Genomic DNA, 23,865 nt, shown 5'->3' on the forward strand with positions numbered 1-23,865 from the left:
GGTGTTCTCCCTATGCATGGAGCTTGAAGGAGTCGGCGTACTTCTTCGGGTCCTTGCCGTCCCAGACGGAGCCGTCGAAGAGCTTGCTGCTGCGCATCGTTTCCTTGGGCACCGGCGTCTGCGTGGCGGCGGCGGCCTGCTTGTAGATGTCGATGCGGTTGATCTCGGTGGCCACCTTCAGGTAGTCGGGGTGCTCCTTCAGCAGGCCCCAGCGCTTGTGCTGCGTGAGGAACCACATGCCGTCCGAGAGGTACGGGAAGGTCACGGCGCCGCCGTTGTAGAACTTCATGTGGTTGGGGTCGTCCCAGCTCTTGCCCAGGCCGTTGGTGTAGCGGCCCAGGATGCGCTGGTTGATGGCGTCCACGCTGGTGTTGACGTAGCTCTTGTCGGCGATGGTCTCGGCCATCTTGTTCTTGTTCTGCAGGCCGGTGTCGATCCACTTGCCGGCCTCGAGGATCGCGGCGGTCACTGCGCGTGCCGTGTTGGGGTACTTCTTCGCGAACTCGCCGGTGGTGCCGAGCACCTTCTCGGGGTGGTCCTTCCAGATGTCCTGCGTGGTGATGGCCGTGATGCCGATGCCGTCCATGATGGCGCGCTGGCCCCAGGGCTCGCCCACGCAGTAGCCGTCCATGTTGCCCACGCGCATGTTGGCCACCATCTGCGGAGGCGGCACGGTGATGTTCTTCACGTCCTTGAACGGGTCGATGCCGGCCGATGCGAGCCAGTAGTAGAGCCACATCGCGTGCGTGCCCGTGGGGAAGGTCTGCGCGAAGGTGTATTCGCGCTTCTCGCTGGCGATGAGCTTGGCGAGCGATGCGGCATCGACCGCGCCCTTGTCGGCGAGCTTCTTCGACAGCGTGATGGCCTGGCCGTTGTTGTTGAGGGTCATGAGCACGGCCATGTCCTTCTTCGGGCCGCTCAGGCCCAGGTGCATGCCGTAGACCAGGCCGTAGAGGACGTGGGCGAAATCCAGCTCGCCGTTGGCCAGCTTGTCGCGCACGCCGGCCCAGCTGGCTTCCTTGCTGGGCACGATCTTCACGCCGTACTTCTTGTCGATGCCAAGCACCGAGGCCATCACCACGCTGGCGCAGTCGGTCAGCGGGATGAAGCCGATCTTCACTTCTTCCTTCTCGGGCTTGTCGGAGCCCTGGGCCCAGACGGCCGCGCGCAGGGCGGGGTCGATGCCGGCGGCGCCGATGGCCGCGGCTTGCAGTACGCGGCGTCGGCTGAGGCGGGTTTTGAGCAGGTCGGTCATGGGGCGGGGCTCCGGTTGAAGACAAACAAAACAAACAGGGCGAGACAAAAACGAAAAGGCGTCCGCACCGCGCAGGGGCTGCTCGAAAACGAGCCCTTGCGGGATGGGGACGCCTTTGTCCGGTTCGGTGGGAAGCACCCGCCGTTGGGTGCCGCCTGCCTGGAGACCCATCGAGGGCCTACGAACTTATTGCTTGCAAGCGGTGTGCCAGCTTCGAGATTCGCCGGCTGCTATCAAGAAAGTAGCTGGATATCGCACGAAGTCGCAGGGCGTCGCGGGTGAAGGGGCGGCCGGGGTGGCGCAGGGCGGTGGCACGGTTGTTGTGCAGTGCACCAAGTTGAACGCCGGAGCCGCTCGCTTCAACGCGGCGGTGCGCGGTCGAGCATGGGCAGGTAGTCGGCCATCGCGAGCATCGACTCGGCCACGTCGACCAGCCGCCGCTTCTGGTTCATGGCGGTCTGGCGCAGCATCTTGTGGGCGTCTTCCTCGCTGAGGCGGCGATGCGCCATCAGCAGGCCCTTGGCGCGGTCGACCCACTTGCGTTCGTTGAGCGAGGCGCGCACGGTCTCGAGCTCGTCGCTCATGGCCTGCAGGCGCCGCGACTGCTCCCGGACCATGTCGAGCACCGAGCGCTCCAGGTGGCGGCCGAACTGGGCCGGCGCGGCGGCCTGGGCATCGGCATCGTCGAAGAAGAGGGCGCCGGCCTGGGGCGCCAGCGAGTCGAGGAGTTGGCGGTATTCGCGAAGCTCGCTGCGGGCCTGCGCGGTCTTGTGCTCGCACAGCGCGCGCAGGTCGCCGGCCAGGCGTTCCTCCACGATCTTCATGGCGTCGATGCGGCGGGTGCAGCAGTCGAACCAGGCCTGGCTCAGCGGCACGTCGGCCGGCGCGGAAACCGCGCCGCGCCGGCGTATGCGCTCCAGCTCGGCCACCTCGGTGTCGGGCTGGCTGTCGCGCCAGAGCGCGAGCACCTCTTCACCCGAGAAGTCGGTGAAGACTTGGAAGCAGCGCTCCTGCGACTCGATCAGGTGCAGCCACTGCAGGCGCTGCGCCTCGTCGCTGCGGCCCAGAGCGAGCGCGGCGGAGCCGAATGCGCGCTCCTGGCCGGCGAACTCCTTGCCCTGCATGAAGTTGAACATCGCAACCAGCAGGCGCGAGATCTCGGGGTCGGTGGCGCCGTCGGCCGCCTCGAACACCACCGAGAGCAGGCCGGCGACGAGCTTGGCGAAGGCGGCGGTGGACTGGGCCGGCTTGAGTTCGAGCGCGTCGATGCGCCGGCGCAGGGCGGGCAGGGCGTCCAGGCCCGGCAGCACCCAGGCGATGCGGCTGAACAGGCGCGCGTTGTTGCCGGCGTCGGAGCCGCGGTGGTAGTTGTCGGCCTCGAGCTGGTCGAAGCAGGCGCGGACCTCCTGCTCGAGCACGACGCATTCGGCGATCTGCGGGCCGCGCTGCTCGGCGAAGCGGACGCCGCGCGAGGTGAGGAACATGTTCGACATGCCGCGCTCGCGCTGCAGCGCATGGACCAGCCGGCCGATCAGGCCCACCAGCTCGCTGGTGCGCGCGAGCCGGTCCAGCTCGTCGATTTCGCAGCGACGGGCGGCGATGAGGAAACTCAGTCCGGATTTCATGGTGGGGCGCGGGGCTCTGGCAGCGTCACTGCAACATCCGTGCCTCGCGAGGCGCCAATCGCCGCCGCTTTCCCCTTCGCGGGCGCCGGGAGGGGGCCGACGCCTACACTCGGCGGCATGCTCTTGTTGGGAATCGAATCATCCTGCGACGAGACCGGCGTGGCGCTGGTCGAGTCGCAAGGCAGCGCGCTGCCGGTGCTGCGTTCGCACGCGCTGCACAGCCAGATCTCCATGCACCAGGCCTATGGCGGCGTTGTGCCCGAACTGGCCAGCCGCGACCACATCCGCCGCGTGCTGCCGCTGACCGAGACGGTCATGGCCGAAGCCGGCCGATCGCTGGACGAGATCGATGTGGTGGCCTACACGCGCGGGCCGGGGCTCGCGGGCGCGCTGCTGGTGGGCGCGGGCGTGGCCTGTGCGCTGGGCGTGGCGCTGGGCAAGCCGGTGCTGGGTGTGCATCACCTCGAAGGGCACCTGCTGTCGCCGTTCCTGAGCGCCGATCCGCCGGAGTTTCCCTTCGTCGCGCTGCTGGTGTCGGGCGGCCACACGCAGCTGATGCGCGTGGACGGCGTGGGCCGCTACGAGCTGCTCGGCGAGACCATCGACGACGCGGCCGGAGAGGCCTTCGACAAGAGCGCCAAGCTGATGGGGCTGCCGTATCCCGGCGGGCCGTGGCTGGCGAAGCTGGCAGAGGGCGGCGATGTCGCGGCCTTCAAGCTGCCGCGCCCGCTGCTGCACAGCGGCGATCTCGACTTTTCCTTCGCCGGACTGAAGACGGCCGTGCTCACGCAGGCCAAGAAGCTGGGCGACGAACTCGAGGCCCGCAAGGCGGACCTGGCGGCATCCACGCAGGCGGCCATCGTCGAGGTGCTGCTGAAGAAATCGCTGGCTGCACTGGACCAGACCGGCCTCAAGCGGCTGGTGGTGGCCGGTGGAGTGGGGGCCAACAGGAGCCTGCGCGAGCAGCTGAATGCGGCCTGCGCCAAGCGCAAGGTGCGGGTGCACTACCCCGAGCTGCACCTGTGCACCGACAACGGCGCCATGATCGCCATGGCCGCCGCGATGCGGCTGCAGTCGGGGCTGTCGCAGGCGAGCGAGCGCTATGCCTTCGACGTCAGGCCGCGATGGCCCATGGCGTCGCTGTCCGAGCCCGAGGCGGCGTTACCTGAGACTGCGTAATCGTTTGCTTCGGCGACCTGCCGGCGGCCGGCAGCGGCAGCACGTCCAGCACATTGCGCCATAGCTGGCGCCATTGCGGCCAGTCGTGGCCGCCTTCGGTCGTGAAGACGCGCCCCGGCGGCAGGGCGTCGGCCAGCAGCTTGTGGTTGCTGGCGAAGCGGTCCTCGAGCCCGAACCCGAGGTACAGCGGCGGCAGGTTCTTCGACGGCTTGGCTTCCAGGTACTGCTGGAAGAAGGGCCAGAGCTTGCGGTCGGGTTCCTCGTCGGGCTGCGGCCCGGTGGGAGCCTGCCAGGCGCGCAGGCCGCCGGCCTTCTTGATCTCCGCGCCGAGCACCCGGCGTCCGAGGTAGGGCGCGAGCGCCACGATGCCGTCGACCGAGCCAGGCCGCGCCAGTTCGTGGATCAGCGCGCCGAAGCCGCCGATGGAAATGCCCACGAGCCAGATCGACTTGTAGCCCTTGGCGCGCTGCGGCTCGATGACCTCGGTGTGCAGGCGGTCGCTCAGGGTCTGTTCGTAGTAGTAGGAAACGTCCGCGTCGACCAGCAGGGCGTCGGCCGCCAGATGGCGTTCGCGCACCGCGTCGATGAAGCCCTCGCGCTCGAACTCGTCGGGCTTCAGGTACGCCCCGGGCAGGAACACCAGGAGCGTGTCGGATTGTTCGTTGGGATTGGCGGGCTGAAGATGCGTTTTCATGGTGCCTTTTGGGGGCACCCGAACCGCACCGTAGCTAGTTCAGTGCGTTTACAAGACGCCCACGAAGAAGAAAGTTCTAAGAAAACGTCACATCATGTGACGTTATCCAGCGCTATTGTGAATAAGGTGCTCGTTTAAAGTCAAAAAGCGGGCCTTACTAACATTTTCCTCTTGTGGGCATAGGCCGAATTAGTTGATTTGCAACTGCGTGGCCTGGCTCACCGGCACCAGCTTGCCGAGCTTCAGCGTGAGCACGCCGTTCTCGAGCTTCGCTTCGCTGGCGGCCACGTCGATGTCCTGCGGCAGTTCGTAGGCGGCCTTGAACTGGCGCTTGGCTTCTGCCTTGCTTTCGATGCGCAGGACGGCGCCTTCGATGCTGATCGCGAGGTCTTCGCGCGCGAAGCCCGGAACGTCGAGCGAGAGGGTCCAGCTCTTGTCGTCCTGCTCCACCAGGGGCGAGCGGCGGGCGCCTGCGAAGGCTTCGTTCACGAAGCGTTCGAACGAGCGGTCATACGCGCGGGGAGCGAAGCGGGCGGTGCGAAGGGTAGGGGCGAAAAACATGATGAAGAACTCCTGAATCAACACAATGGGGACAAGGAATGTGTGTCCCTTACACTGCGCGGCCGTTCAATCGTGAGTGCCGCTTGAGACCTCATCTAGGCGCAGCGGCACGCGTTTCAAGACAATGAATCCCCCCTTTAATTTGCGTCGCGAGGCCTTGAAATTCGCGGCGCTGGCGCTATGCGCGAGGCCCTTCGCGGCGCTTGCGCAGACGCCTCCGGCGCCCATCCGCCTGGCCCTCATCGAAAGCATGAGCGGCCCGTTCGCCAACACCGGCGAGGCCGTGTTCCGCAACCTGCTGTGGGCGGTGGAGCGTGTGAATGCGCGCGGCGGGGTCAAGCTGCCCGGTGTTCCCGGGGGGGCGCGCCCGTTGCAGCTCGACCGCTACGACAGCAAGGGACAGAACGAGGAAGCGCTTTCCGCGCTGCGCGCCGCGCTGGACGACGGCGCACGCATCGTGCTGCAGGGCAATTCGTCGGCCACGGCTGCTGCGCTGATCGACGCCATCGACAAGAACAACGAGCGCGATCCTTCGCGGCGCGCGATCTTCCTGAACTACGCGGCGGTCGATCCCTCGCTCACGAACGAGCGCTGCAGCTTCTGGCACTTCCGCTTCGACGCGCACGCCGACATGCGCATGGCCGCGCTGATGGACGTGGTGAAGGACGACGCAACGCTCAAGCGCGTCTACCTGATCGGGCAGGACTACAGCTTCGGCCAGGCCGTGCTGCGCGAGGCGCGCCGGCAGCTCGGCGCGCAGCGGCCCGACGTGGAGATCGTCGGCGACGAGCTGCACCCCATGGGCAAGGTGAAGGACTTCGCGCCCTATGCAACGAAGATCATCGCCAGCGGCGCGCAGGCGGTGGTCACGGGCAACTGGGGCAACGACCTCACGCTGCTGGTGAAGGCAGCGCGCGAAGCGGGCTTCAACGGCAGCTTCTACACCTTCTACGGCAATGCACTGGGCGCGCCGGCGGCCATCGGCGACGCGGGCATCGGGCGTGTGGTCGCGGTGGCCGACTGGCTGCCCAACGTGCAGACGGCACAGTCCGAGGCCTTCTATCGCGCCTTCCGGGCGCGCTTTCCGAAGCCATCCGACGACTACGTGCACATGCGGCTGCAGCTGATGATCGAGGCGCTCGTGCAGGCCGTCGAGCGCGCCGGCAGCGTCGAGGCGGTGCCGGTGGCGCGCGCGCTGGAGCAGGCCGACGTGAGCCTGTACGGCCAGCGCGGGCGCATGCGCGCGGCGGACCACCAGTTCCAGCAGCAGCTCGTGGTCGGCGTGATGGACCGGCAGGGCAGGCCGGGCGTGCAGTTCGACGTGGAAGGCTCCGGCTACGGCTTCCGCGTGGTCAAGACGATCGCCCCCGAACGCGCCGAGCTGCCGACCTCGTGCAAGATGAAGAAACCTTGACCTGAAGTTGACGAAGAACAGGAACACCGGACATGCGTGAAGCCATCCACAACCTCGAAGCATCGAAGATCCGCGAAGTCGCCAATGCCGGCATGGGCCGCGACGACGTGCTGGCCTTCTGGTTCGGCGAGAGCGACGAAGTCACCCCCGAGGTGGTCCGCCAGGCGGCCATCGAATCGCTGCAGCGCGGCGAGACCTTCTACGCCCACAACCTCGGCCTGCCCGAGCTGCGCGAAGCCATCGCGCGCTATTCGAGCGCGCTGCATCCGACGATCGATGCGGCGCGCATCGCCGTCACCTCGGGCGGCGTGAGCGCGTTGATGCTCGCCGTGCAGGCGCTGGTCGACGCGGGCGACGACGTGGTCGCCGTCACGCCCGTGTGGCCCAACCTGACGGCGCAGCCCGCCATCATGGGCGCGCACGTGCGCACGCTGCCGCTGGTGCCGGTGAATGGCCAGTGGACGCTCGACCTGCCGGCGCTGCGCGCGGCGGTCACGTCGAAGACGAAGCTGCTGATCGTCAACGCGCCGAACAATCCCACGGGCTGGACCATGACCCGCGAGGAGCAGCAGGCCGTGCTCGATCACTGCCGCCAGACCGGCACCTGGATCCTGGCCGACGAGGTGTACGAGCGGCTCTACTTCGAGCCCACGCCCAACGCCTGCGCGCCGAGCTTCCTCGACATCTCGAAGCCCGATGACCGCCTGGTGGTCACGCACAGCTTCTCCAAGAGCTTCCTGATGACCGGCTGGCGCCTGGGCTGGCTGGTGCTGCCGCCCTCGATGGTGGACGGCATCGGCAAGCTGATCGAGTTCAACACCTCGTGCGCCAGTGTGTTCACGCAACGCGCCGCCATCGCCGCCATCGAGCACACGGCCGAGATCACGCCGCGCGTGGTGGCGCACCTCAAGCAGTGCCGCGACACGCTGGTGCCGCTGCTGGCTGCGCTGCCAGGCGTGCAGGTGGCGCCGGCCAAGGGCGGCATGTACGCCTTCTTCCGTCTGGAAGGCTTCGGCGATTCGCTCGAGGTGGCCAAGCGGCTGGTGGCCGAGGCGGGCCTGGGGCTCGCGCCGGGCAATGCCTTCGCGCCCGAGGCGCAGGGCTGGCTGCGCTGGTGCTTCGCCTCGAAGGACCCGCAGCGGCTGGTGAAGGGCGTGGAGCGGCTGCGCGACTGGCTGGCGCGGCAGAAGTAGTCCGCCGGCTGCAATTTCGTTCAATACGCGGCGCGCAGGGGCCGCGAAGCTCGGGTTTTCTTTTCGGAAAGGCCCGGGATGTCGTCGCAACGGTTGAAAGGCATGGCGCTTTGCGCGCTGGCAATGGTCACGGTCGGGAGCACGGTGGTGGCCAGCAAGGTCATCGCGGCGGGGCTGCCGCCTTTCACCGCGACCGCGCTGCGCTTCGCGCTGGCGCTGCCGGTGTTCCTGGTGCTGCTGCGGCTGACCCGAACGCCGTGGCCGAGGCCCGATCGGCGCGACCTGGCGCTGCTGGTGTGCCAGGCCGGGCTGGGAAGCGTGGGCTACACCGTGCTGTTGATCCTCGGCGTGCGCTGGGCGCCGGCTGCCAGCGCGGGCGTGGTGGCGGGCACCTTGCCGGCGGTGGCGGCACTGGTGGCGGTGATCGCGCTGCGCGAGCGGCCGGGGCGGTATCTGGTGGGCAGCATCGTGCTGGCGACGGCTGGGGTGCTGGCGATCAGCTGGCCTGGGGCGGGGGCGGTTTCGGCAGGGGACTCGAAATCCCCTGCGGCGCTGATCGGCAACCTGCTGGTGCTGGGCGCCGTGGTCTGCGAGGCGATGTTCATCCTGCTCAACAAGCGGCTGCGGGTGCCGGTGAGTCCGCTGGCGCTGTCCACGCTGATGACGGCTTTCGGGCTGCTGCTGTCGCTGGTGCCCGCCCTGTTCGAGCGGGCCTGGGTGCAGCCCCTGCCTGCGGACGCCCTGGCCGGTGTCGCCTACTACGCGCTGGTGCCCACGGTGCTGGGCTTCGTGCTGTGGTTCGCCGGATCTTCCCGGCTGAATGGGGCCGAGGCGGCGCTTTTCACCGCCGTGCTGCCGGTTTCGGCGCTGGTGCTGGCGGCGCTCTGGCTGGGCGAAAGCATCAGCCCGGGCCAGATCGGCGGGGCCGCCTGCGTGCTGGGTGCGGTGGGGCTGGCGTCGCTCGACGGAAGGCCTTCCGGGCCTTCCAAGGGGGCGAAAAGCCCGGGAAGGGCGGTCGGGCTATAATCCCAAGGCTTTGCATGCCGCAAGGCGCACGGCGAGGGCAGTTCCAGTCCCCGCCGCAAGTCAAACATCCCGGAACAAGGAAATCAACATGATCGCAGCCTCCATCAAGGCCGAAGTTGTCAAGGACAACGCCCGCGCCGCCAACGACACCGGCAGCCCCGAAGTGCAAGTCGCACTGCTGACCGCCCGCATCAACGAGCTCACCCCCCACTTCAAGACGCACGCCAAGGACCACCACGGTCGTCGCGGCCTGCTGCGCATGGTGAGCCGCCGTCGCAAGCTCCTCGACTACCTCAAGTCCAAGGACGCCGACCGTTACACCGCGCTGATCGCCAAGCTGGGTCTGCGCAAGTAATCCAAATCGCATGAAAAAACGCCTGGGTTAGTCCGCTAGCTCAGGCGTTTTTTACTTCGCGATCCACTTTCGGAGTGCCCAAACAGAGCGAAGCTGTGTCATTCCAATGAAGTTCTCCCCGAGCTTCGCTGGAATGGCATCGTGTTCTGAGAAGCCTCCGTCACCTGCGGACTCCGTGTAGTTCGCTATCAAAACAGGAGCAAAACATGAGCCTCTTCAACAAAGTCACCAAGTCGTTCCAATGGGGCGACAAGACCGTGGTCATGGAAACGGGCGAAATCGCCCGCCAGGCCAGCGGTGCAGTGCTCGTCGACATCGACGGCACCGTCATCCTCGCGACCGTGGTCGCCTCCAAGTCGGCCAAGCCCGGCCAGGACTTCTTCCCGCTAACCGTCGACTACATCGAGAAGACCTACGCCGCCGGCAAGATCCCCGGCAGCTTCTTCAAGCGCGAAGCCAAGCCCAGCGAACACGAAACGCTGACCAGCCGCCTGATCGATCGCCCGATCCGCCCGCTGTTCCCCGAAGGCTTCCTGAACGAAGTGCATGTGGTCATCCACACGATCTCGCTGAACCCCGAAGTCGACGCCGACATCGCCGCCATGATCGGCGTGAGCGCCGCGCTGTCGATCTCCGGCGTGCCGTTCAACGGCCCGATCGGTGCCGCCCGCGTGGGCTACATCAACGGCCAGTACGTGCTGAATCCGGGCCAGACCGCCCGCAAGGATTCGCAGATGGACCTCGTCGTCGCCGGTACGCAAGCCGCCGTGCTGATGGTCGAATCCGAAGCCCTGCAGCTCAGCGAAGAAATCATGCTGGGCGGCGTGGTGTTCGGCCACGAGCAGGCCAACATCGCCATCAACGCGATCCATGAACTCGTGCGCGACGCCGGCAAGCCCGTGTGGGACTGGCAGGCGCCCGCCGAAGACGAAGCCTTCGTCGCCAAGGTCAAGGGCCTGGCCGAAGACAAGCTGCGCGCCGTCTACCAGATCCGCAGCAAGCAGGCGCGTACGCAAGCCCTGCGCGAAGCCAACGCCAGCGTTCTCGAGGCCCTGAAGGCCGAAGGCGCCGAATTCGACTCCGGCAAGGTCAGCGACCTGCTGTTCGCCATCGAATCGAAGATCGTGCGCAGCCAGATCCTGTCGGGCGAACCCCGCATCGACGGCCGCGACACCCGCACCGTGCGCCCCATCGAGATCCGCAACTCGGTGCTGCCCCGCACCCACGGCTCGGCCCTGTTCACGCGCGGCGAAACGCAGGCGCTGGTCATCACCACGCTCGGCACCGAACGCGACGCGCAGCGCATCGACGCGCTGGCCGGCGAGTACGAAGACCGCTTCCTGTTCCACTACAACATGCCTCCCTTTGCCACCGGCGAAGTGGGCCGCATGGGCTCGACCAAGCGCCGCGAAATCGGCCACGGCCGCCTGGCCAAGCGCGCGCTCGTCGCCGTGCTGCCGAACAAGGAAGAGTTCCCGTACACGGTTCGCGTGGTGTCGGAAATCACCGAGTCGAACGGCTCGTCGTCGATGGCATCGGTGTGCGGCGGCTGCCTCTCGATGATGGACGCCGGCGTGCCCATGAAGGCGCATGTGGCAGGCATCGCCATGGGCCTGATCAAGGAAGACAACCGCTTCGCGGTGCTGACCGACATCCTGGGCGACGAAGATCACCTGGGCGACATGGACTTCAAGGTGGCCGGCACGACCAACGGCATCACCGCCTTGCAGATGGACATCAAGATCCAGGGCATCACCAAGGAAATCATGCAGGTCGCACTGGCACAGGCCAAGGAAGCGCGCATGCACATCCTCGGCAAGATGCAGGAAGCGATGGGCGAGGCCAAGGCCGACGTGTCGCAGTTCGCTCCGCGCCTGACCACGCTGAAGATCAACCCCGAGAAGATCCGCGACGTGATCGGCAAGGGCGGCGCCGTCATCCGCGGCCTGCAGGAAGAGACCGGCACGACGATCAACATCGACGAAGACGGCACCATCACCATCGCCTCGACCGATCCGGAAAAGGCCGAGCTGGCCAAGAAGCGCATCGAGCAGATCACGGCCGAAGTCGAAATCGGCAAGGTCTACGAAGGCCCGGTCACCAAGATCCTGGACTTCGGCGCGCTCATCAACCTGCTGCCCGGCAAGGACGGCCTGCTGCACATCAGCCAGATCGCGCACGAGCGCGTCGAGAAGGTGACCGACTATCTGAGCGAAGGCCAGATCGTGAAGGTCAAGGTCCTGGAAACGGATGAGAAGGGCCGCGTCAAGCTGTCCATGAAGGCCCTGACCGAGCGTCCGGCCGGCATGGAATACAGCGAGCGCCCGCCCCGCGAAGACCGTGGTGACCGCGGCGAGCGTCGTGAACGCGGCGACCGTGGCGATCGCGGTGACCGTGGTGGTGATCGCGGCGACCGTGGCGAACGCGCACCGCGCTTCAACGGCGAGCAGCAACAGCAGCCGCGCAGCGAAGCCCCAGCCGGCGAGCAGCCGCAGCAGGCCCCGCGCGAGCCTCAGGAGTAAGAAGGGCGCAACGGCGGTCCCTGTGGCCGCCGCTGCTATCTTTTGAACGTCAAGCTTCGCCCCATCTGCGGGCGTTGGAGGCCGAAAGACCATGAAAGCCATTGAAATCACTTCGTACGGCGCCCCCGAGGTGCTGCGCGTCGCCGAGCGTCCCGACCCTGTGGCGGGCGTAGGCGAGCTGCTGATCCGCGTCGCGGCGAGTGGCGTCAATCGTCCGGACGTGTTGCAGCGCAAGGGGCACTATCCCGTGCCGCCGGGCGCGTCCGATCTGCCAGGCCTCGAAGTGGCTGGCGAGATCGTCTCGGGCGACGCCGCGGCGCTGGCCGAGGCGGGCTTCAAGGTCGGCGACCGCGTCTGCGCGCTGATCGCCGGCGGCGGCTATGCCGAGCTGTGCGTGGCGCCCGTGGCGCAGTGCCTGCCCGTGCCCAAGGGGTGGAGCGATCTCGAGGCGGCGTCGCTGCCCGAGACCTTCTTCACCGTCTGGAGCAACGTGTTCGAGCGCGGCCGCCTGCAGAAGGGCGAGACGCTGCTGATCCAGGGCGGCTCGAGCGGCATCGGCGTCACGGCGATCCAGATCGCCAAGGCGCTCGGCGCCATCGTGATCGTCACGGCCGGCAGCGACGACAAGTGCGAAGCCTGCCTCAAGCTCGGCGCCGACCACGCCATCAACTACCGCACGAGCGACTTCGTCGAAGAGGCGAAGAAGCTCACTGGTGGCAAGGGCGTGGACGTGGTGCTCGACATGGTTGCGGGCGATTACGTGGCGCGCGAGGTCGAATGCCTGGCCGAAGACGGTCGTCTGGTCATCATCGCGGTGCAGGGCGGCGTGAAGAGCGAGATCAATGCGGGCCTCGTGCTGCGCAGGCGGCTCACGATCACCGGCTCGACGCTGCGTCCGCGGCCGGTGGCGTTCAAGGGTGCCATCGCCAAGGCGTTGCGCGAGAAGGTCTGGCCGCTGCTGGAAAGCGGCGCGATCAAGCCCGTGATCCATAGCACCTTTGCTGCAGCAGGTGAGCCCAGCGGCGCGGCCCGGGCTCATGCGCTGATGGAATCGAACCAGCACATCGGCAAGATCGTGCTGACATGGTGAGTGACGAGAAGACGAACGCGATGACAACCAAGAAGAAGCTGATCGCCGGCAACTGGAAGATGAACGGCAGCCTGGCTGCCAACGAGGCGCTGGTGAAGGCCCTGCAGCAGGGCCTGGCCGCAAGCCCGGCGGCTTGCGACGTGGCCCTGTGCGCGCCCGCGCCTTACTTCGCGCAACTGCAATCGCTGCTGGCGGGTTCGCCGGCGCTGGGGCTCGGTGCGCAGGACATTTCGGCGCATCCGCAAGGTGCGTTCACCGGCGAGCAGTCGGCCGCGATGCTGAAGGACTTCGGTGTGCGCTATGCCATCGTCGGTCATTCGGAGCGCCGGCAGTATCACGGCGAGACCGACGATGTGGTCGCTGCCAAGACGGCTGCGGCGCTGGCCGGCGGCATCACGCCGATCGTGTGCGTGGGCGAAACGCTGGCACAGCGCGAAGCAGGGCAGACCGAAGAAGTCGTCAAGCGCCAGCTGGCTGCGGTCATTCATGTGAACGGCCATTGCATCAGCGAGATCGTCGTGGCGTACGAGCCTGTGTGGGCCATCGGCACGGGCAAGACGGCCACGCCTGAACAGGCGCAGGCTGTGCACGCGGTGCTGCGCGCACAGCTGCATCACGCGGCGAGCGAGCATGCCGCCGGCATCCGCATCCTCTACGGCGGCAGCATGAATGCGGCGAATGCCGCCGAGCTGCTGGCACAGGCCGACATCGACGGCGGCCTCATCGGTGGCGCATCGCTCAAGGCGCCCGACTTTCTGCAGATCATTTCCGCCGCTGCGCGCTGAACGCGCAACGGCTGCATCAAATTAGGAGTAAGAACGAATGAACCTGGTCCTCAACCTTCTGGTCGGCGTGCAGATGCTGGCTGCCCTCGCAATGATCGGCCTGATCCTGATCCAGCACGGCAAGGGCGCCGACATGGGCGCGGCCTTCGGCAGCGGCAGTGCGGGCAGCCTGTTCGGTGCCAGCGGCAGTGCCAACTTCCTCTCGCGCACCACGGCGGTGCTCGCTGCCGTGTTCTTCGCATGCACGCTGCTGCTTGCCTATTTCAGCCACGCGCGTCCCGCTGGCGGCGGCAGTCTTCTGGAGCGTGCAACGGTGGGTGCGCCTGCTGCGCCGACCTCCGGTGCGGCCAACGAAATTCCTGGTGCTGCTGCTCCCAATGCTCCTGCTTCGGCTCCTGCAGCCCCTGTTTCGGGTGCGGGCCAGATTCCGAGCAAGTAATCAACTCGTTTTCATGAGTTGCCCGTGAGAAATGGCTCCATTTCAGGGTAAACTCTAAATCTGTTCGGAAAGCCAAATTCCTCTTGCAGGTACCTCATGCCATCCGAACAGAAAAAACCGCGGTCGTGGTGAAATTGGTAGACACGCTATCTTGAGGGGGTAGTGGCGAAAGCTGTGCGAGTTCGAGTCTCGCCGACCGCACCAAATCTCATCGGCAGAAAACCTCATCCAGAGGTTCTTCCTGCCGGTGGCAAGCGGTGAAAAACTCTCGATGAATCTCGACTCCTACCTCCCCGTCCTTTTGTTCATTCTGGTCGGAGTCGGCGTAGGCGTCGCCCCTCAGGTCATCGGATACATTCTCGGCCCCAACAGGCCCGACGCCGCAAAGAACGCTCCCTACGAGTGTGGCTTTGAAGCCTTCGAGGATGCGCGCATGAAGTTCGACGTGCGCTATTACCTCGTTGCGATTCTCTTCATCCTGTTCGATCTCGAGATTGCCTTTCTCTTTCCGTGGGCCATTGCGCTCAAGGAGATTGGTGCTGTCGGCTTCTGGGCCATGATGATCTTTCTCGCCATCCTCGTCGTGGGCTTCGCCTACGAGTGGAAAAAGGGTGCGCTCGACTGGGAATGACAAGGAAGAAACACGATGGCCATTGAAGGCGTTCTCAAGGAAGGCTTCGTCACCACGACCTACGATTCGGTCGTCAACTGGGCGAAGACTGGTTCTCTCTGGCCGATGACCTTCGGCCTTGCATGCTGTGCGGTGGAGATGATGCATGCGGGCGCCGCCCGCTACGACATCGACCGCTTCGGCATGCTGTTCCGCCCCAGCCCGCGCCAGTCCGATCTGATGATCGTGGCCGGCACGTTGTGCAACAAGATGGCTCCGGCTCTGCGCAAGGTCTACGACCAGATGCCCGAGCCGCGCTGGGTTCTCTCCATGGGTTCGTGCGCGAATGGCGGTGGCTACTACCACTACAGCTATTCGGTCGTGCGCGGCTGCGACCGCATCGTGCCGGTCGACGTCTATGTTCCGGGTTGCCCGCCCACTGCCGAGGCCTTGCTCTACGGTGTGATCCAGTTGCAGCAGAAGATTCGCCGCACCAACACCATTGCCCGCGCCTGAGGGATTGCCGACGATGACTGACTTTGCAATTTCGCCGGAGGTGCTGCGCGCCACCGTCGCCGAGACTCTCGGCGCCAAGGCCAAGAGCGTGACCGTTGCCCTCGGCGAAGTGACCGTCGTGGTCGGCGCCGCCGACTATCTCGAAGCCTCCTTGCTGCTGCGCGATGCGCCCGGCTGCCGCTTCGAGCAGCTGATCGACCTCTGCGGCATGGACTACTCCAGCTACCGCGAAGGCGAGTGGCAGGGCGCGCGCTACGGCGTCGTCTCCCACCTGATGTCTGTGAGCCTCAACCAGCGCCTGCGCCTCAAGGTGTTCGCGGACAGCGATGACTTCCCCGTCGTCGACTCGCTGCAGTCCGTCTGGAATGCTGCCACCTGGTTCGAGCGCGAAGCCTTCGACCTCTACGGCATCGTGTTCGAAGGTCATGACGACCTGCGCCGCATCCTGACCGACTACGGCTTCATCGGCCATCCGTTTCGCAAGGACTTCCCGGTGTCGGGTCACGTCGAGATGCGCTACGACGAAGAACAGAAGCGCGTGGTCTACCAGCCGGTTTCCATCGAGCCGCGCGAAATCACCCCGCGCGTGATCCGCGAAGACAACTACGGCGGCGGTTTGCACTGACTGATATGGCCGAAATCAAGAACTACACACTCAACTTCGGTCCCCAGCACCCGGCAGCGCACGGCGTGCTGCGCCTCGTGCTCGAGCTGGACGGTGAAGTGATCCAGCGTGCCGACCCCCACATCGGCCTGCTGCACCGCGCCACCGAGAAGCTCGCCGAATCGCGCACCTTCATCCAGTCGCTGCCGTACATGGACCGTCTCGACTACGTGTCGATGATGAGCAACGAGCACGCCTACTGCCTCGCCATCGAGCGGATGCTGGGCCTCGAGGTGCCGGAGCGCGCGCAATACATCCGCGTGATGTTCGCCGAGATCACCCGCCTGCTGAATCACCTGCTGTGGCTCGGTGCTCACGGCCTGGACTGCGGTGCGATGAACATGCTCATCTACTGCTTCCGCGAGCGCGAAGACCTGTTCGACATGTACGAGGCCGTCTCCGGCGCGCGCATGCACGCGGCGTACTTCCGTCCGGGCGGCGTGTACCGCGACCTGCCGGATGCGATGCCGCAGTACAAGGTCAGCAAGGTCAAGAACGCGAAGGCCATCGAGAAGCTCAACGAGAACCGCCAGGGCTCGCTGCTCGACTTCGTCGACGACTTCTGCAAGCGCTTCCCGAAGATGGTCGACGAGTACGAGACGCTGCTCACCGACAACCGCATCTGGAAGCAGCGCACCGTGGGCATCGGCGTGGTCTCGCCGGAGCGCGCGCTGAACCTCGGCTTCACCGGCCCCATGCTGCGTGGCTCGGGCATCGAATGGGACCTGCGCAAGAAGCAGCCCTACGACGTCTACGACCGCATGCAGTTCGACGTGCCCGTCGGCAAGACCGGCGACTGCTACGACCGCTACCTGGTTCGCGTCGAAGAGATGCGCCAGGCCAACCGGATCATCCAGCAGTGCTCGGCCTGGCTGCGCGCCAACCCCGGTCCTGTCATCACCGACAACCACAAGGTCGCCGCGCCTGCGCGCGAATCGATGAAGGCGAACATGGAGGAGCTGATCCACCATTTCAAGCTCTTCACCGAAGGCTTCCATGTGCCCGAAGGCGAGGCGTATGCCGCCGTCGAGCATCCGAAGGGCGAGTTCGGCATCTATCTCGTGAGCGACGGCGCCAACAAGCCGTACCGCTTGAAGATCCGCGCCCCTGGTTTCCCGCACCTCGCCGCCCTCGACGAAATGTCGCGCGGTCACATGATCGCCGACGCTGTCGCGGTGATCGGCACGATGGACATCGTGTTCGGCGAGATCGACAGGTGAGAAAGAGCGAATGACTTCCTCGACCCACCACCATGACACGGCGCCCTCGGCGCCTTCTGCCCCTCTGGAGCCTGCGATCCTCGAGCGCTTTGCGCGCGAGGTGGCGAAGTACCCCGAAGCGGGCAAGCAGTCGGCCGTGATGGCCTGCCTGTCCATCGTCCAGCAGGACGAGGGCTACGTCAGCCTGCAGCGCGAGCGCGAGATCGCCGACTACCTCGGCATGGCGCCCATCGCCGTGCACGAGGTGACGACCTTCTACAACATGTACAACCAGCATCCGGTGGGCAAGTTCAAGCTCAACGTGTGCACCAACCTGCCTTGCCAGCTGCGCGATGGAGTCACCGCCCTCGTGCATCTCGAGAAGAAGCTCGGCATCAAGATGGGCGAGACCACGGCCGACGGCCTGTTCACGCTGCAGCAGAGCGAATGCCTCGGCGCCTGCGCCGATTCGCCCGTGATGCTGGTCAACGACCGCACGATGTGCAGCTTCATGAGCAACGAGAAGCTCGACCAGCTGGTCGACGGCCTGCGCAACGCCGCGCCGGCCACCAAGGGGGAGGCTTCCTGATGTCACCCGAACAAGTGCTCCAGCAGTTCCAGGCGACGGGTGTCCAGACCTGTTTCCACGACCGCCACATCGAGCCGCAGATCTACGCGGGCCTCGATGGCACCAACTGGCGCCTGGCTGATTACGAGGCGCGCGGCGGCTACCAGGCCCTGCGCAAGATCCTCACCGAGGGCCTCACGCCCGACCAGGTGATTGCCGAAGTCAAGGCCTCGGGCCTGCGCGGCCGCGGCGGCGCCGGTTTCCCGACGGGCCTGAAGTGGAGCTTCATGCCTCGCCAGTTCCCGGGCCAGAAGTACCTTGTCTGCAATTCGGACGAAGGCGAGCCGGGTACGTGCAAGGACCGCGACATCCTGCAGTTCAACCCGCACATCGTGATCGAAGGCATGGCCATCGCCGCATACGCGATGGGCATCAGCGTGGGCTACAACTACATCCACGGCGAGATCTTCCAGACCTACGATCGCTTCGAGGAAGCGCTTGAAGAAGCGCGCGCCGCCGGCTACCTCGGCGACAAGATCATGGGCAGCACGTACAACTTCCAGTTGCACGCGGCTCATGGCTTCGGCGCCTACATCTGCGGCGAGGAAACCGCGCTGCTCGAATCGCTCGAAGGCAAGAAGGGCCAGCCGCGCTTCAAGCCGCCGTTCCCGGCGAGCTTCGGCCTGTACGGCAAGCCGACCACCATCAACAACACCGAGACCTTCGCGGCGGTGCCCTGGATCATCCGCAACGGTGGCCAGGCATACCTTGAGTGCGGCAAGCCGAACAACGGCGGCACCAAGATCTACTCGGTGAGCGGTGACGTCGAGCTGCCCGGCAACTACGAAGTCCCGATGGGCACCCCGTTCTCCAAGCTCCTCGAGCTGGCCGGTGGCGTGCGCAAGGGCCGCACGCTGAAGGCGGTGATTCCCGGTGGTTCGTCTGCCCCGGTGCTGCCTGCGTCGATCATGATGGACTGCACGATGGACTACGACTCCATCTCCAAGGCCGGCTCGATGCTGGGCTCGGGCGCGGTCATCGTCATGGACGACAGCCGCTCGATGGTCGAGTCGCTGCGCCGCCTGTCGTACTTCTACATGCATGAGTCCTGCGGCCAGTGCACGCCCTGCCGCGAAGGCACGGGCTGGCTCTACCGCGTGGTGGACCGCATCCACAACGGGCAGGGCAGGGCGTCCGACATGGACCTGCTGAACTCGGTGGCCGACAACATCCAGGGTCGCACGATCTGCGCCCTCGGCGACGCGGCGGCGATGCCGGTGCGCGCCATGATCAAGCATTTCCGTCACGAGTTCGAGGCCCTGATCCCGGGCTACGTACCGAAAGCGCCCGTCAAGGCCTGAGCGCGAGAAACACACATATGGTTGAAATCGAACTCGACGGCAAGAAGGTCGAAGTCGCCGAAGGCAGCATGGTCATGCATGCGGCCGACAAGGCCGGCACGTACATCCCGCACTTCTGCTATCACAAGAAACTGAGCATCGCGGCCAACTGCCGCATGTGCCTCGTGGACGTGGAAAAGGCGCCCAAGCCGATGCCGGCCTGCGCCACGCCCGTCACGCAGGGCATGATCGTCCGCACCAAGAGCGAGAAGGCCATCAAGGCGCAGCAGTCGGTCATGGAGTTCCTCCTGATCAACCACCCGCTGGATTGCCCGATCTGCGACCAGGGCGGCGAATGCCAGCTGCAGGATCTGGCCGTCGGCTACGGCGGTTCCTCTTCGCGCTACGAAGAGGAAAAGCGCGTCGTCTTCCACAAGGACGTCGGCCCGTTGATCAGCATGGAAGAGATGAGCCGCTGCATCCACTGCACGCGCTGCGTCCGCTTCGGCCAGGAAGTGGCCGGCGTGATGGAGCTCGGCATGTCGAACCGCGGCGAGCACTCCGAAATCGAAACCTTCGTGGGCGACTCGGTCGACTCCGAGCTCTCGGGCAACATGATCGACATCTGCCCGGTCGGCGCGCTCACGAGCAAGCCCTTCCGCTACAGTGCCCGCACCTGGGAACTGTCGCGCCGCAAGTCGGTGAGCCCGCACGATTCGACCGGCGCCAACCTGATCGTCCAGGTCAAGAACAACCGCGTGATGCGCGTGGTGCCGCTCGAGAACGAAGACGTCAACGAATGCTGGATCGCCGACCGCGACCGCTTCTCGTACGAAGCCCTCAACGGCCCGGAACGCCTGACGCAGCCCATGCTGAAGCAGGGCGGCCAGTGGCAGCAGGTCGACTGGCAGACGGCGCTCGAGTACGTCGCCAATGGCCTGAAGCAGATCAAGGCCGATCACGGCGCGCAGAGCATCGGTACGCTGGTCAGCCCGCACAGCACGCTCGAAGAGCTGCAGCTCGCCACCATGCTCACGCGTGAGCTCGGCAGCGACAACATCGACTACCGCCTGCGCAACGCCGAATTCTCGGCCTTCGAAGGCGTGCGCTGGCTCGGCACCTCGATCGCCTCGCTCACGCAAGTGCAGCGCGCGCTGGTCGTGGGCTCGAACCTGCGCAAGGAACACCCGCTGTTCGCGCAACGCATCCGCCAGGCCGTGCGCAAGGGCGCCGCGCTGTCGGTGATCACGTCGGCAAGCCTGATGGCCGACCGCGACGCCTGGGCCATCAACGTGGCGCAGTCGTCCATCGTCGAAGCCGGCCAGTGGGTCGAAGCACTCGCAGCAGTGGCCGCCGCCATCGGCGAGACCAACGGTGCAGCTGCGCCGCTGGCACCGAAGAACGCACCTGATGCCACCGCGAAGGCGATCGCCGCCTCGCTGCTGAGCGGCGAGCGCAAGGCCATCCTGCTCGGCAACGCCGCCGCGCACCACGCCCAGGCGAGCAGCCTGCTGGCGCTGGCCAACTGGATCGGCGCGCAGACCGGCGCCACCGTCGGCTACCTGACCGAAGCCGCCAACACCGTGGGCGCGCAGATCGTCGGCGCATTCCCGAAGAACGGCGGCCTCGATGCCGGCCGCATGCTCGCCGCCGGCTCCGGCCTGAAGGCCGTGCTGCTGCTGAACACCGAGCCGGTGTTCGACTCGGCCGCAGGTACTGCCGCCGCCGATGTCATCGGCAATGCGCAGATGGTCGTCACGCTGAGCCCCTTCAAGGCCAACCTCGAATTCAGCGACGTGCTGCTGCCGATCGCACCGTTCACCGAAACCCCTGGCACCTTCGTCAATGCCGAAGGCCGCCTGCAAGGTTTCCACGCCGTCGTGAAGCCGCAGGGCGAAACGCGTCCGGCCTGGAAGGTGCTGCGCGTGCTGGCCAACCTGCTGGGCCTGCCCGGCTTCGCGTTCGAATCGACCGCCGAAGTGCTGGCCACCGTGGGTGACAAGGGCGCGGTGCCGGCGAATGCGCTGAGCAATGCCACGTCCGCGAATGCCGCCGCTTCGAACGGCGCGGTTGCCGCACCCGTGGTCGCGAGCATCTACCAACTGGATTCGATCGTGCGTCGCGCACCGTCGCTGCAACTGACCGCCGACGCACGCAACGCATCGGCCGGTTCGAACGTGTCGGCTCGTGCCGAGGAGGCACTGGCATGATCGTCGACACCATTCATGGCTTCGGCCAAGGGCTGGTTGCCGCAGGCTGGTGGACCGGCGTGGTCTGGCCGGTGGTCTGGACGCTGATCAAGATCATCGTCGTCGTCATTCCGCTGATGCTGGCCGTGGCGTACCTCACGCTGTGGGAGCGCAAGGCCATCGGCTTCACGCAGATCCGCATCGGCCCGAACCGCATCGGACCGCTTGGCCTGCTCCAGCCGATCGCCGACGCGCTCAAGCTGATGACCAAGGAAATCATTCTTCCGACGGTCGCCAACAAGGGCCTGTTCCTGCTCGGCCCGATCATGACCATCATGCCGGCGCTGGCCGCGTGGGCCGTGATTCCCTTCGGTCCCGATGTGGCGCTGGCGAACATCAACGCCGGCCTGCTGTTCGTGATGGCCATCACCTCGCTCGAGGTGTACGGCGTGATCATCGCCGGCTGGGCATCGAACTCGAAGTACGCCTTCCTGGGCGCGCTGCGCGCCTCGGCACAGATGGTGAGCTACGAAATCGCGATGGGCTTCTGCTTCGTCGTGGTGCTGATGGTCACCGGCAGCCTGAACATGACGGAAATCGTCAACGTGCAGGGCAAGGGCATGTTCGCCAACATGGGCGTCGGCTTCCTGTCGTGGAACTGGCTGCCGCTGCTGCCGATCTTCGTCGTCTACTTCATTTCGGGCCTTGCCGAAACCAACCGCCACCCCTTCGACGTGGTGGAAGGCGAATCCGAAATCGTGGCCGGCCACATGATCGAGTACTCGGGCATGAGCTTCGCGATGTTCTTCCTGGCCGAGTACGCCAACATGTGGCTCGTCTCGATCCTGACCGTGGTGCTGTTCCTTGGCGGATGGCTGCCGCCGTTCGAGTTCCTGAGCTTCATCCCGGGCTGGATCTGGCTGGGCCTCAAGACCTTCTGCGTGGTCACCATGTTCCTGTGGGTGCGTTCGACGTTCCCGCGCTTCCGCTATGACCAGATCATGCGTCTGGGCTGGAAGATCTTCATTCCCGTCACGCTCGTGTGGCTGGTCGTGGTCGGTGGCTGGATGCAGACGCCGTTCAACATCTGGAAATAACAGGGAGCGCCAACATCATGTCTGCCGCGCACACCGCAACACCATCTGCGCCTTTCTCGCTCAAGGACTTCCTGAGCAGCTTCATGCTGTTCGAGCTGTTCAAGGGCCTGGCCATCACCGGCAAGTACGCCTTCGCCCGCAAGATCACGGTGCAGTTCCCCGAAGAGAAGACGCCGCTGTCGCCGCGCTTCCGCGGCCTGCACGCTCTGCGCCGCTATGAGAACGGCGAAGAACGCTGCATCGCCTGCAAGCTCTGCGAGGCCGTCTGCCCGGCGCTGGCCATCACCATCGAATCGGACGTGCGCGACGACGGCTCGCGCCGCACGACGCGCTACGACATCGACCTGACCAAGTGCATCTTCTGCGGCTTCTGCGAAGAAAGCTGCCCGGTCGACTCGATCGTCGAGACGCACATCTTCGAGTACCACGGCGAAAAGCGCGGCGACCTGTACTTCACCAAGGACATGCTGCTGGCCGTTGGCGACCGCTACGAGAAGGAAATCGCAGCGAACAAGGCGGCCGACGCCAAGTACCGCTGACCCGGTTCAGCCCGAAACCCGTACCAATTCGAATTCCAATGGACGTCAAGACCGGTCTGTTCTATCTGTTTGCCGTGGTGCTGCTGTTCGCAGCATTCCGCGTCATCACCGCCCGCAACCCCGTGTACGCCGCGCTGTACCTGGTTCTGGCCTTCTTCCAGGCATCGGCCATCTGGCTGCTGCTGCGCGCCGAGTTCCTCGCGATCTCGCTCGTGCTCGTGTATGTGGGCGCCGTGATGGTGCTGTTCCTGTTCGTGGTGATGATGCTGGACATAAACGTCGACAGCTTGCGGGAGGGCTTCTGGAAGCACTTCCCGCTGGCGGCGGGCGTGGGTGCGCTGATCGCGCTCGAGATGGCGGCCGTGCTCATGGGCGGCTTCCGCCTGGGCGAGGCACCGCGCGCCGTTGCCGGTGCGGCGGCCAACACTTCCAATACGCTCGAACTGGGCAAGCTGCTCTACTCCGAATATCTCTACCCGCTGGAAATCGCCGCGGTCATCCTGCTCGTGGCCATCGTGGCCGCCATCGCCCTGACGCTGCGCACCCGCAAGGACAGCAAGTACGTCAACCCGGCCGACCAGGTTCGCGTGAAGGCCCGCGACCGCGTGCGCATCGTGCAGATGCCGGCGACGCGTGCGGCCGAACCCGTTGCGGCTGAAGCAGCAGCTGCGGACGCTGCAAAGGAAAACAAGGCATGACGCTCACGCTCGGACACTTTCTTTCGCTCGGCGCGATGCTTTTCGCGCTGTCCGTGATCGGCATCTTCCTGAACCGCAAGAACCTGATCGTCCTGCTGATGGCCATCGAGCTGATGCTTCTCGCCGTCAACATGAACTTCGTGGCCTTCTCGCACTTCCTGGGCGACATGCACGGCCAGATCTTCGTGTTCTTCATCCTGACGGTGGCCGCGGCCGAGTCGGCCATCGGGCTGGCACTGCTGGTCCTGCTGTTCCGCAACAGGTCGAACATCAACGTCGACGAACTCAACTCGCTCAAGGGTTGACA

24 protein-coding genes and 1 tRNA gene are annotated in these 23,865 nt (G+C 65.7%); 21 read left to right on the plus strand and 4 right to left on the minus strand.

The window, feature by feature from the left end:
* Positions 1-10: 10 nt before the first annotated feature.
* Together ABL840_RS13515 and ABL840_RS13520 are read right to left on the minus strand one after the other, a co-directional pair.
* Positions 11-1,255: a CmpA/NrtA family ABC transporter substrate-binding protein gene (locus ABL840_RS13515; protein WP_093204781.1), complete on the minus strand. Its 1,245-nt coding sequence runs from the start codon at positions 1,253-1,255 to the stop codon at positions 11-13.
* 359 nt (positions 1,256-1,614) lie between these two features.
* On the minus strand, positions 1,615-2,880 hold the full coding sequence (locus ABL840_RS13520) for a nitrate- and nitrite sensing domain-containing protein (RefSeq protein WP_418116264.1): 1,266 nt from the start codon (positions 2,878-2,880) through the stop codon (positions 1,615-1,617).
* Between the two features lie 117 nt (positions 2,881-2,997).
* On the opposite strand from ABL840_RS13520, the gene tsaD reads away from it, so the two are divergent.
* Entirely contained in the window at positions 2,998-4,059 is a 1,062-nt protein-coding gene (gene tsaD / locus ABL840_RS13525) for a tRNA (adenosine(37)-N6)-threonylcarbamoyltransferase complex transferase subunit TsaD (RefSeq protein WP_093300652.1), read from the plus strand.
* On the opposite strand, the gene ABL840_RS13530 is transcribed toward tsaD, so the two are convergent.
* Both ABL840_RS13530 and ABL840_RS13535 read right to left on the minus strand, forming a co-directional pair.
* Complete coding sequence (locus ABL840_RS13530) at positions 3,995-4,753, minus strand: alpha/beta hydrolase-fold protein (protein WP_093204785.1); 759 nt, start codon at positions 4,751-4,753, stop codon at positions 3,995-3,997. The two genes, tsaD and ABL840_RS13530, sit on opposite strands and share 65 nt — an antisense overlap.
* A 189-nt stretch (positions 4,754-4,942) precedes the next feature.
* Positions 4,943-5,314, minus strand: coding sequence for an Hsp20/alpha crystallin family protein (locus ABL840_RS13535; protein WP_019653399.1), 372 nt, complete (start codon positions 5,312-5,314; stop codon positions 4,943-4,945).
* A gap of 124 nt (positions 5,315-5,438) precedes the next feature.
* Between ABL840_RS13535 and ABL840_RS13540 the strand changes: the two genes are divergently transcribed.
* From ABL840_RS13540 to nuoK, 20 genes are all read left to right on the plus strand, one after another.
* Entirely contained in the window at positions 5,439-6,728 is a 1,290-nt protein-coding gene (locus ABL840_RS13540) for a branched-chain amino acid ABC transporter substrate-binding protein (protein WP_093300651.1), read from the plus strand.
* 32 nt (positions 6,729-6,760) lie between these two features.
* Entirely contained in the window at positions 6,761-7,921 is a 1,161-nt protein-coding gene (locus tag ABL840_RS13545) for a pyridoxal phosphate-dependent aminotransferase (RefSeq protein WP_093204792.1), read from the plus strand.
* A 78-nt stretch (positions 7,922-7,999) separates the two neighbouring features.
* Positions 8,000-8,947, plus strand: coding sequence for a DMT family transporter (locus tag ABL840_RS13550; RefSeq protein ID WP_093300649.1), 948 nt, complete (start codon positions 8,000-8,002; stop codon positions 8,945-8,947).
* A gap of 88 nt (positions 8,948-9,035) precedes the next feature.
* Entirely contained in the window at positions 9,036-9,302 is a 267-nt protein-coding gene (rpsO, locus tag ABL840_RS13555; RefSeq protein WP_007837783.1) for a 30S ribosomal protein S15, read from the plus strand.
* 206 nt (positions 9,303-9,508) lie between these two features.
* Positions 9,509-11,824 carry a polyribonucleotide nucleotidyltransferase gene (gene pnp / locus ABL840_RS13560; protein WP_093204797.1) on the plus strand — a complete coding sequence of 772 codons (2,316 nt, stop codon included), beginning with the start codon at positions 9,509-9,511 and terminating at the stop codon, positions 11,822-11,824.
* A gap of 91 nt (positions 11,825-11,915) precedes the next feature.
* The gene (locus tag ABL840_RS13565; protein WP_093300648.1) at positions 11,916-12,914 is read left to right on the plus strand and encodes an NAD(P)H-quinone oxidoreductase; all 999 of its coding nucleotides are present in this window, start codon (positions 11,916-11,918) and stop codon (positions 12,912-12,914) included.
* A gap of 20 nt (positions 12,915-12,934) precedes the next feature.
* Positions 12,935-13,699, plus strand: a complete 765-nt coding sequence (gene tpiA, locus ABL840_RS13570) for a triose-phosphate isomerase (protein WP_371287190.1) — start codon at positions 12,935-12,937, stop codon at positions 13,697-13,699.
* A gap of 37 nt (positions 13,700-13,736) precedes the next feature.
* Positions 13,737-14,138, plus strand: a complete 402-nt coding sequence (secG, locus tag ABL840_RS13575; protein ID WP_093204804.1) for a preprotein translocase subunit SecG — start codon at positions 13,737-13,739, stop codon at positions 14,136-14,138.
* Between the two features lie 119 nt (positions 14,139-14,257).
* Positions 14,258-14,342 (plus strand) — tRNA-Leu (locus tag ABL840_RS13580).
* Positions 14,343-14,409: 67 nt separating this feature from the next.
* Positions 14,410-14,769, plus strand: coding sequence for an NADH-quinone oxidoreductase subunit A (locus tag ABL840_RS13585; protein ID WP_012748607.1), 360 nt, complete (start codon positions 14,410-14,412; stop codon positions 14,767-14,769).
* A 15-nt stretch (positions 14,770-14,784) separates the two neighbouring features.
* Positions 14,785-15,264 (plus strand): NuoB/complex I 20 kDa subunit family protein, encoded by a 480-nt coding sequence (locus tag ABL840_RS13590; RefSeq protein WP_007837763.1) that lies wholly within the window; start codon positions 14,785-14,787, stop codon positions 15,262-15,264.
* Positions 15,265-15,277: 13 nt separating this feature from the next.
* Entirely contained in the window at positions 15,278-15,889 is a 612-nt protein-coding gene (locus ABL840_RS13595) for an NADH-quinone oxidoreductase subunit C (RefSeq protein WP_093204806.1), read from the plus strand.
* Between the two features lie 5 nt (positions 15,890-15,894).
* Complete coding sequence (locus tag ABL840_RS13600) at positions 15,895-17,148, plus strand: NADH-quinone oxidoreductase subunit D (RefSeq protein WP_093204809.1); 1,254 nt, start codon at positions 15,895-15,897, stop codon at positions 17,146-17,148.
* 10 nt (positions 17,149-17,158) lie between these two features.
* A complete protein-coding gene (nuoE, locus tag ABL840_RS13605; protein ID WP_176947429.1) occupies positions 17,159-17,716 on the plus strand; it encodes an NADH-quinone oxidoreductase subunit NuoE in 558 nt (185 codons plus the stop codon).
* On the plus strand, positions 17,716-19,056 hold the full coding sequence (nuoF, locus tag ABL840_RS13610) for an NADH-quinone oxidoreductase subunit NuoF (RefSeq protein ID WP_093204812.1): 1,341 nt from the start codon (positions 17,716-17,718) through the stop codon (positions 19,054-19,056). The genes nuoE and nuoF overlap by 1 nt, the downstream gene beginning before the upstream one ends.
* A gap of 17 nt (positions 19,057-19,073) precedes the next feature.
* Entirely contained in the window at positions 19,074-21,245 is a 2,172-nt protein-coding gene (gene nuoG, locus ABL840_RS13615) for an NADH-quinone oxidoreductase subunit NuoG (protein WP_093300646.1), read from the plus strand.
* A complete protein-coding gene (nuoH, locus tag ABL840_RS13620; protein WP_019653386.1) occupies positions 21,242-22,321 on the plus strand; it encodes an NADH-quinone oxidoreductase subunit NuoH in 1,080 nt (359 codons plus the stop codon). The genes nuoG and nuoH overlap by 4 nt, the downstream gene beginning before the upstream one ends.
* A 17-nt stretch (positions 22,322-22,338) precedes the next feature.
* Positions 22,339-22,860 (plus strand): NADH-quinone oxidoreductase subunit NuoI, encoded by a 522-nt coding sequence (nuoI, locus tag ABL840_RS13625; protein ID WP_019653385.1) that lies wholly within the window; start codon positions 22,339-22,341, stop codon positions 22,858-22,860.
* A 38-nt stretch (positions 22,861-22,898) separates the two neighbouring features.
* Complete coding sequence (locus ABL840_RS13630; protein WP_093204817.1) at positions 22,899-23,558, plus strand: NADH-quinone oxidoreductase subunit J; 660 nt, start codon at positions 22,899-22,901, stop codon at positions 23,556-23,558.
* Complete coding sequence (gene nuoK / locus ABL840_RS13635) at positions 23,555-23,863, plus strand: NADH-quinone oxidoreductase subunit NuoK (RefSeq protein WP_093204819.1); 309 nt, start codon at positions 23,555-23,557, stop codon at positions 23,861-23,863. The genes ABL840_RS13630 and nuoK overlap by 4 nt, the downstream gene beginning before the upstream one ends.
* Positions 23,864-23,865 lie beyond the last annotated feature (2 nt).

The sequence above is a fragment of the Variovorax sp. NFACC27 genome, from assembly GCF_048301545.1.
Lineage (GTDB): Bacteria > Pseudomonadota > Gammaproteobacteria > Burkholderiales > Burkholderiaceae_C > Variovorax > Variovorax gossypii.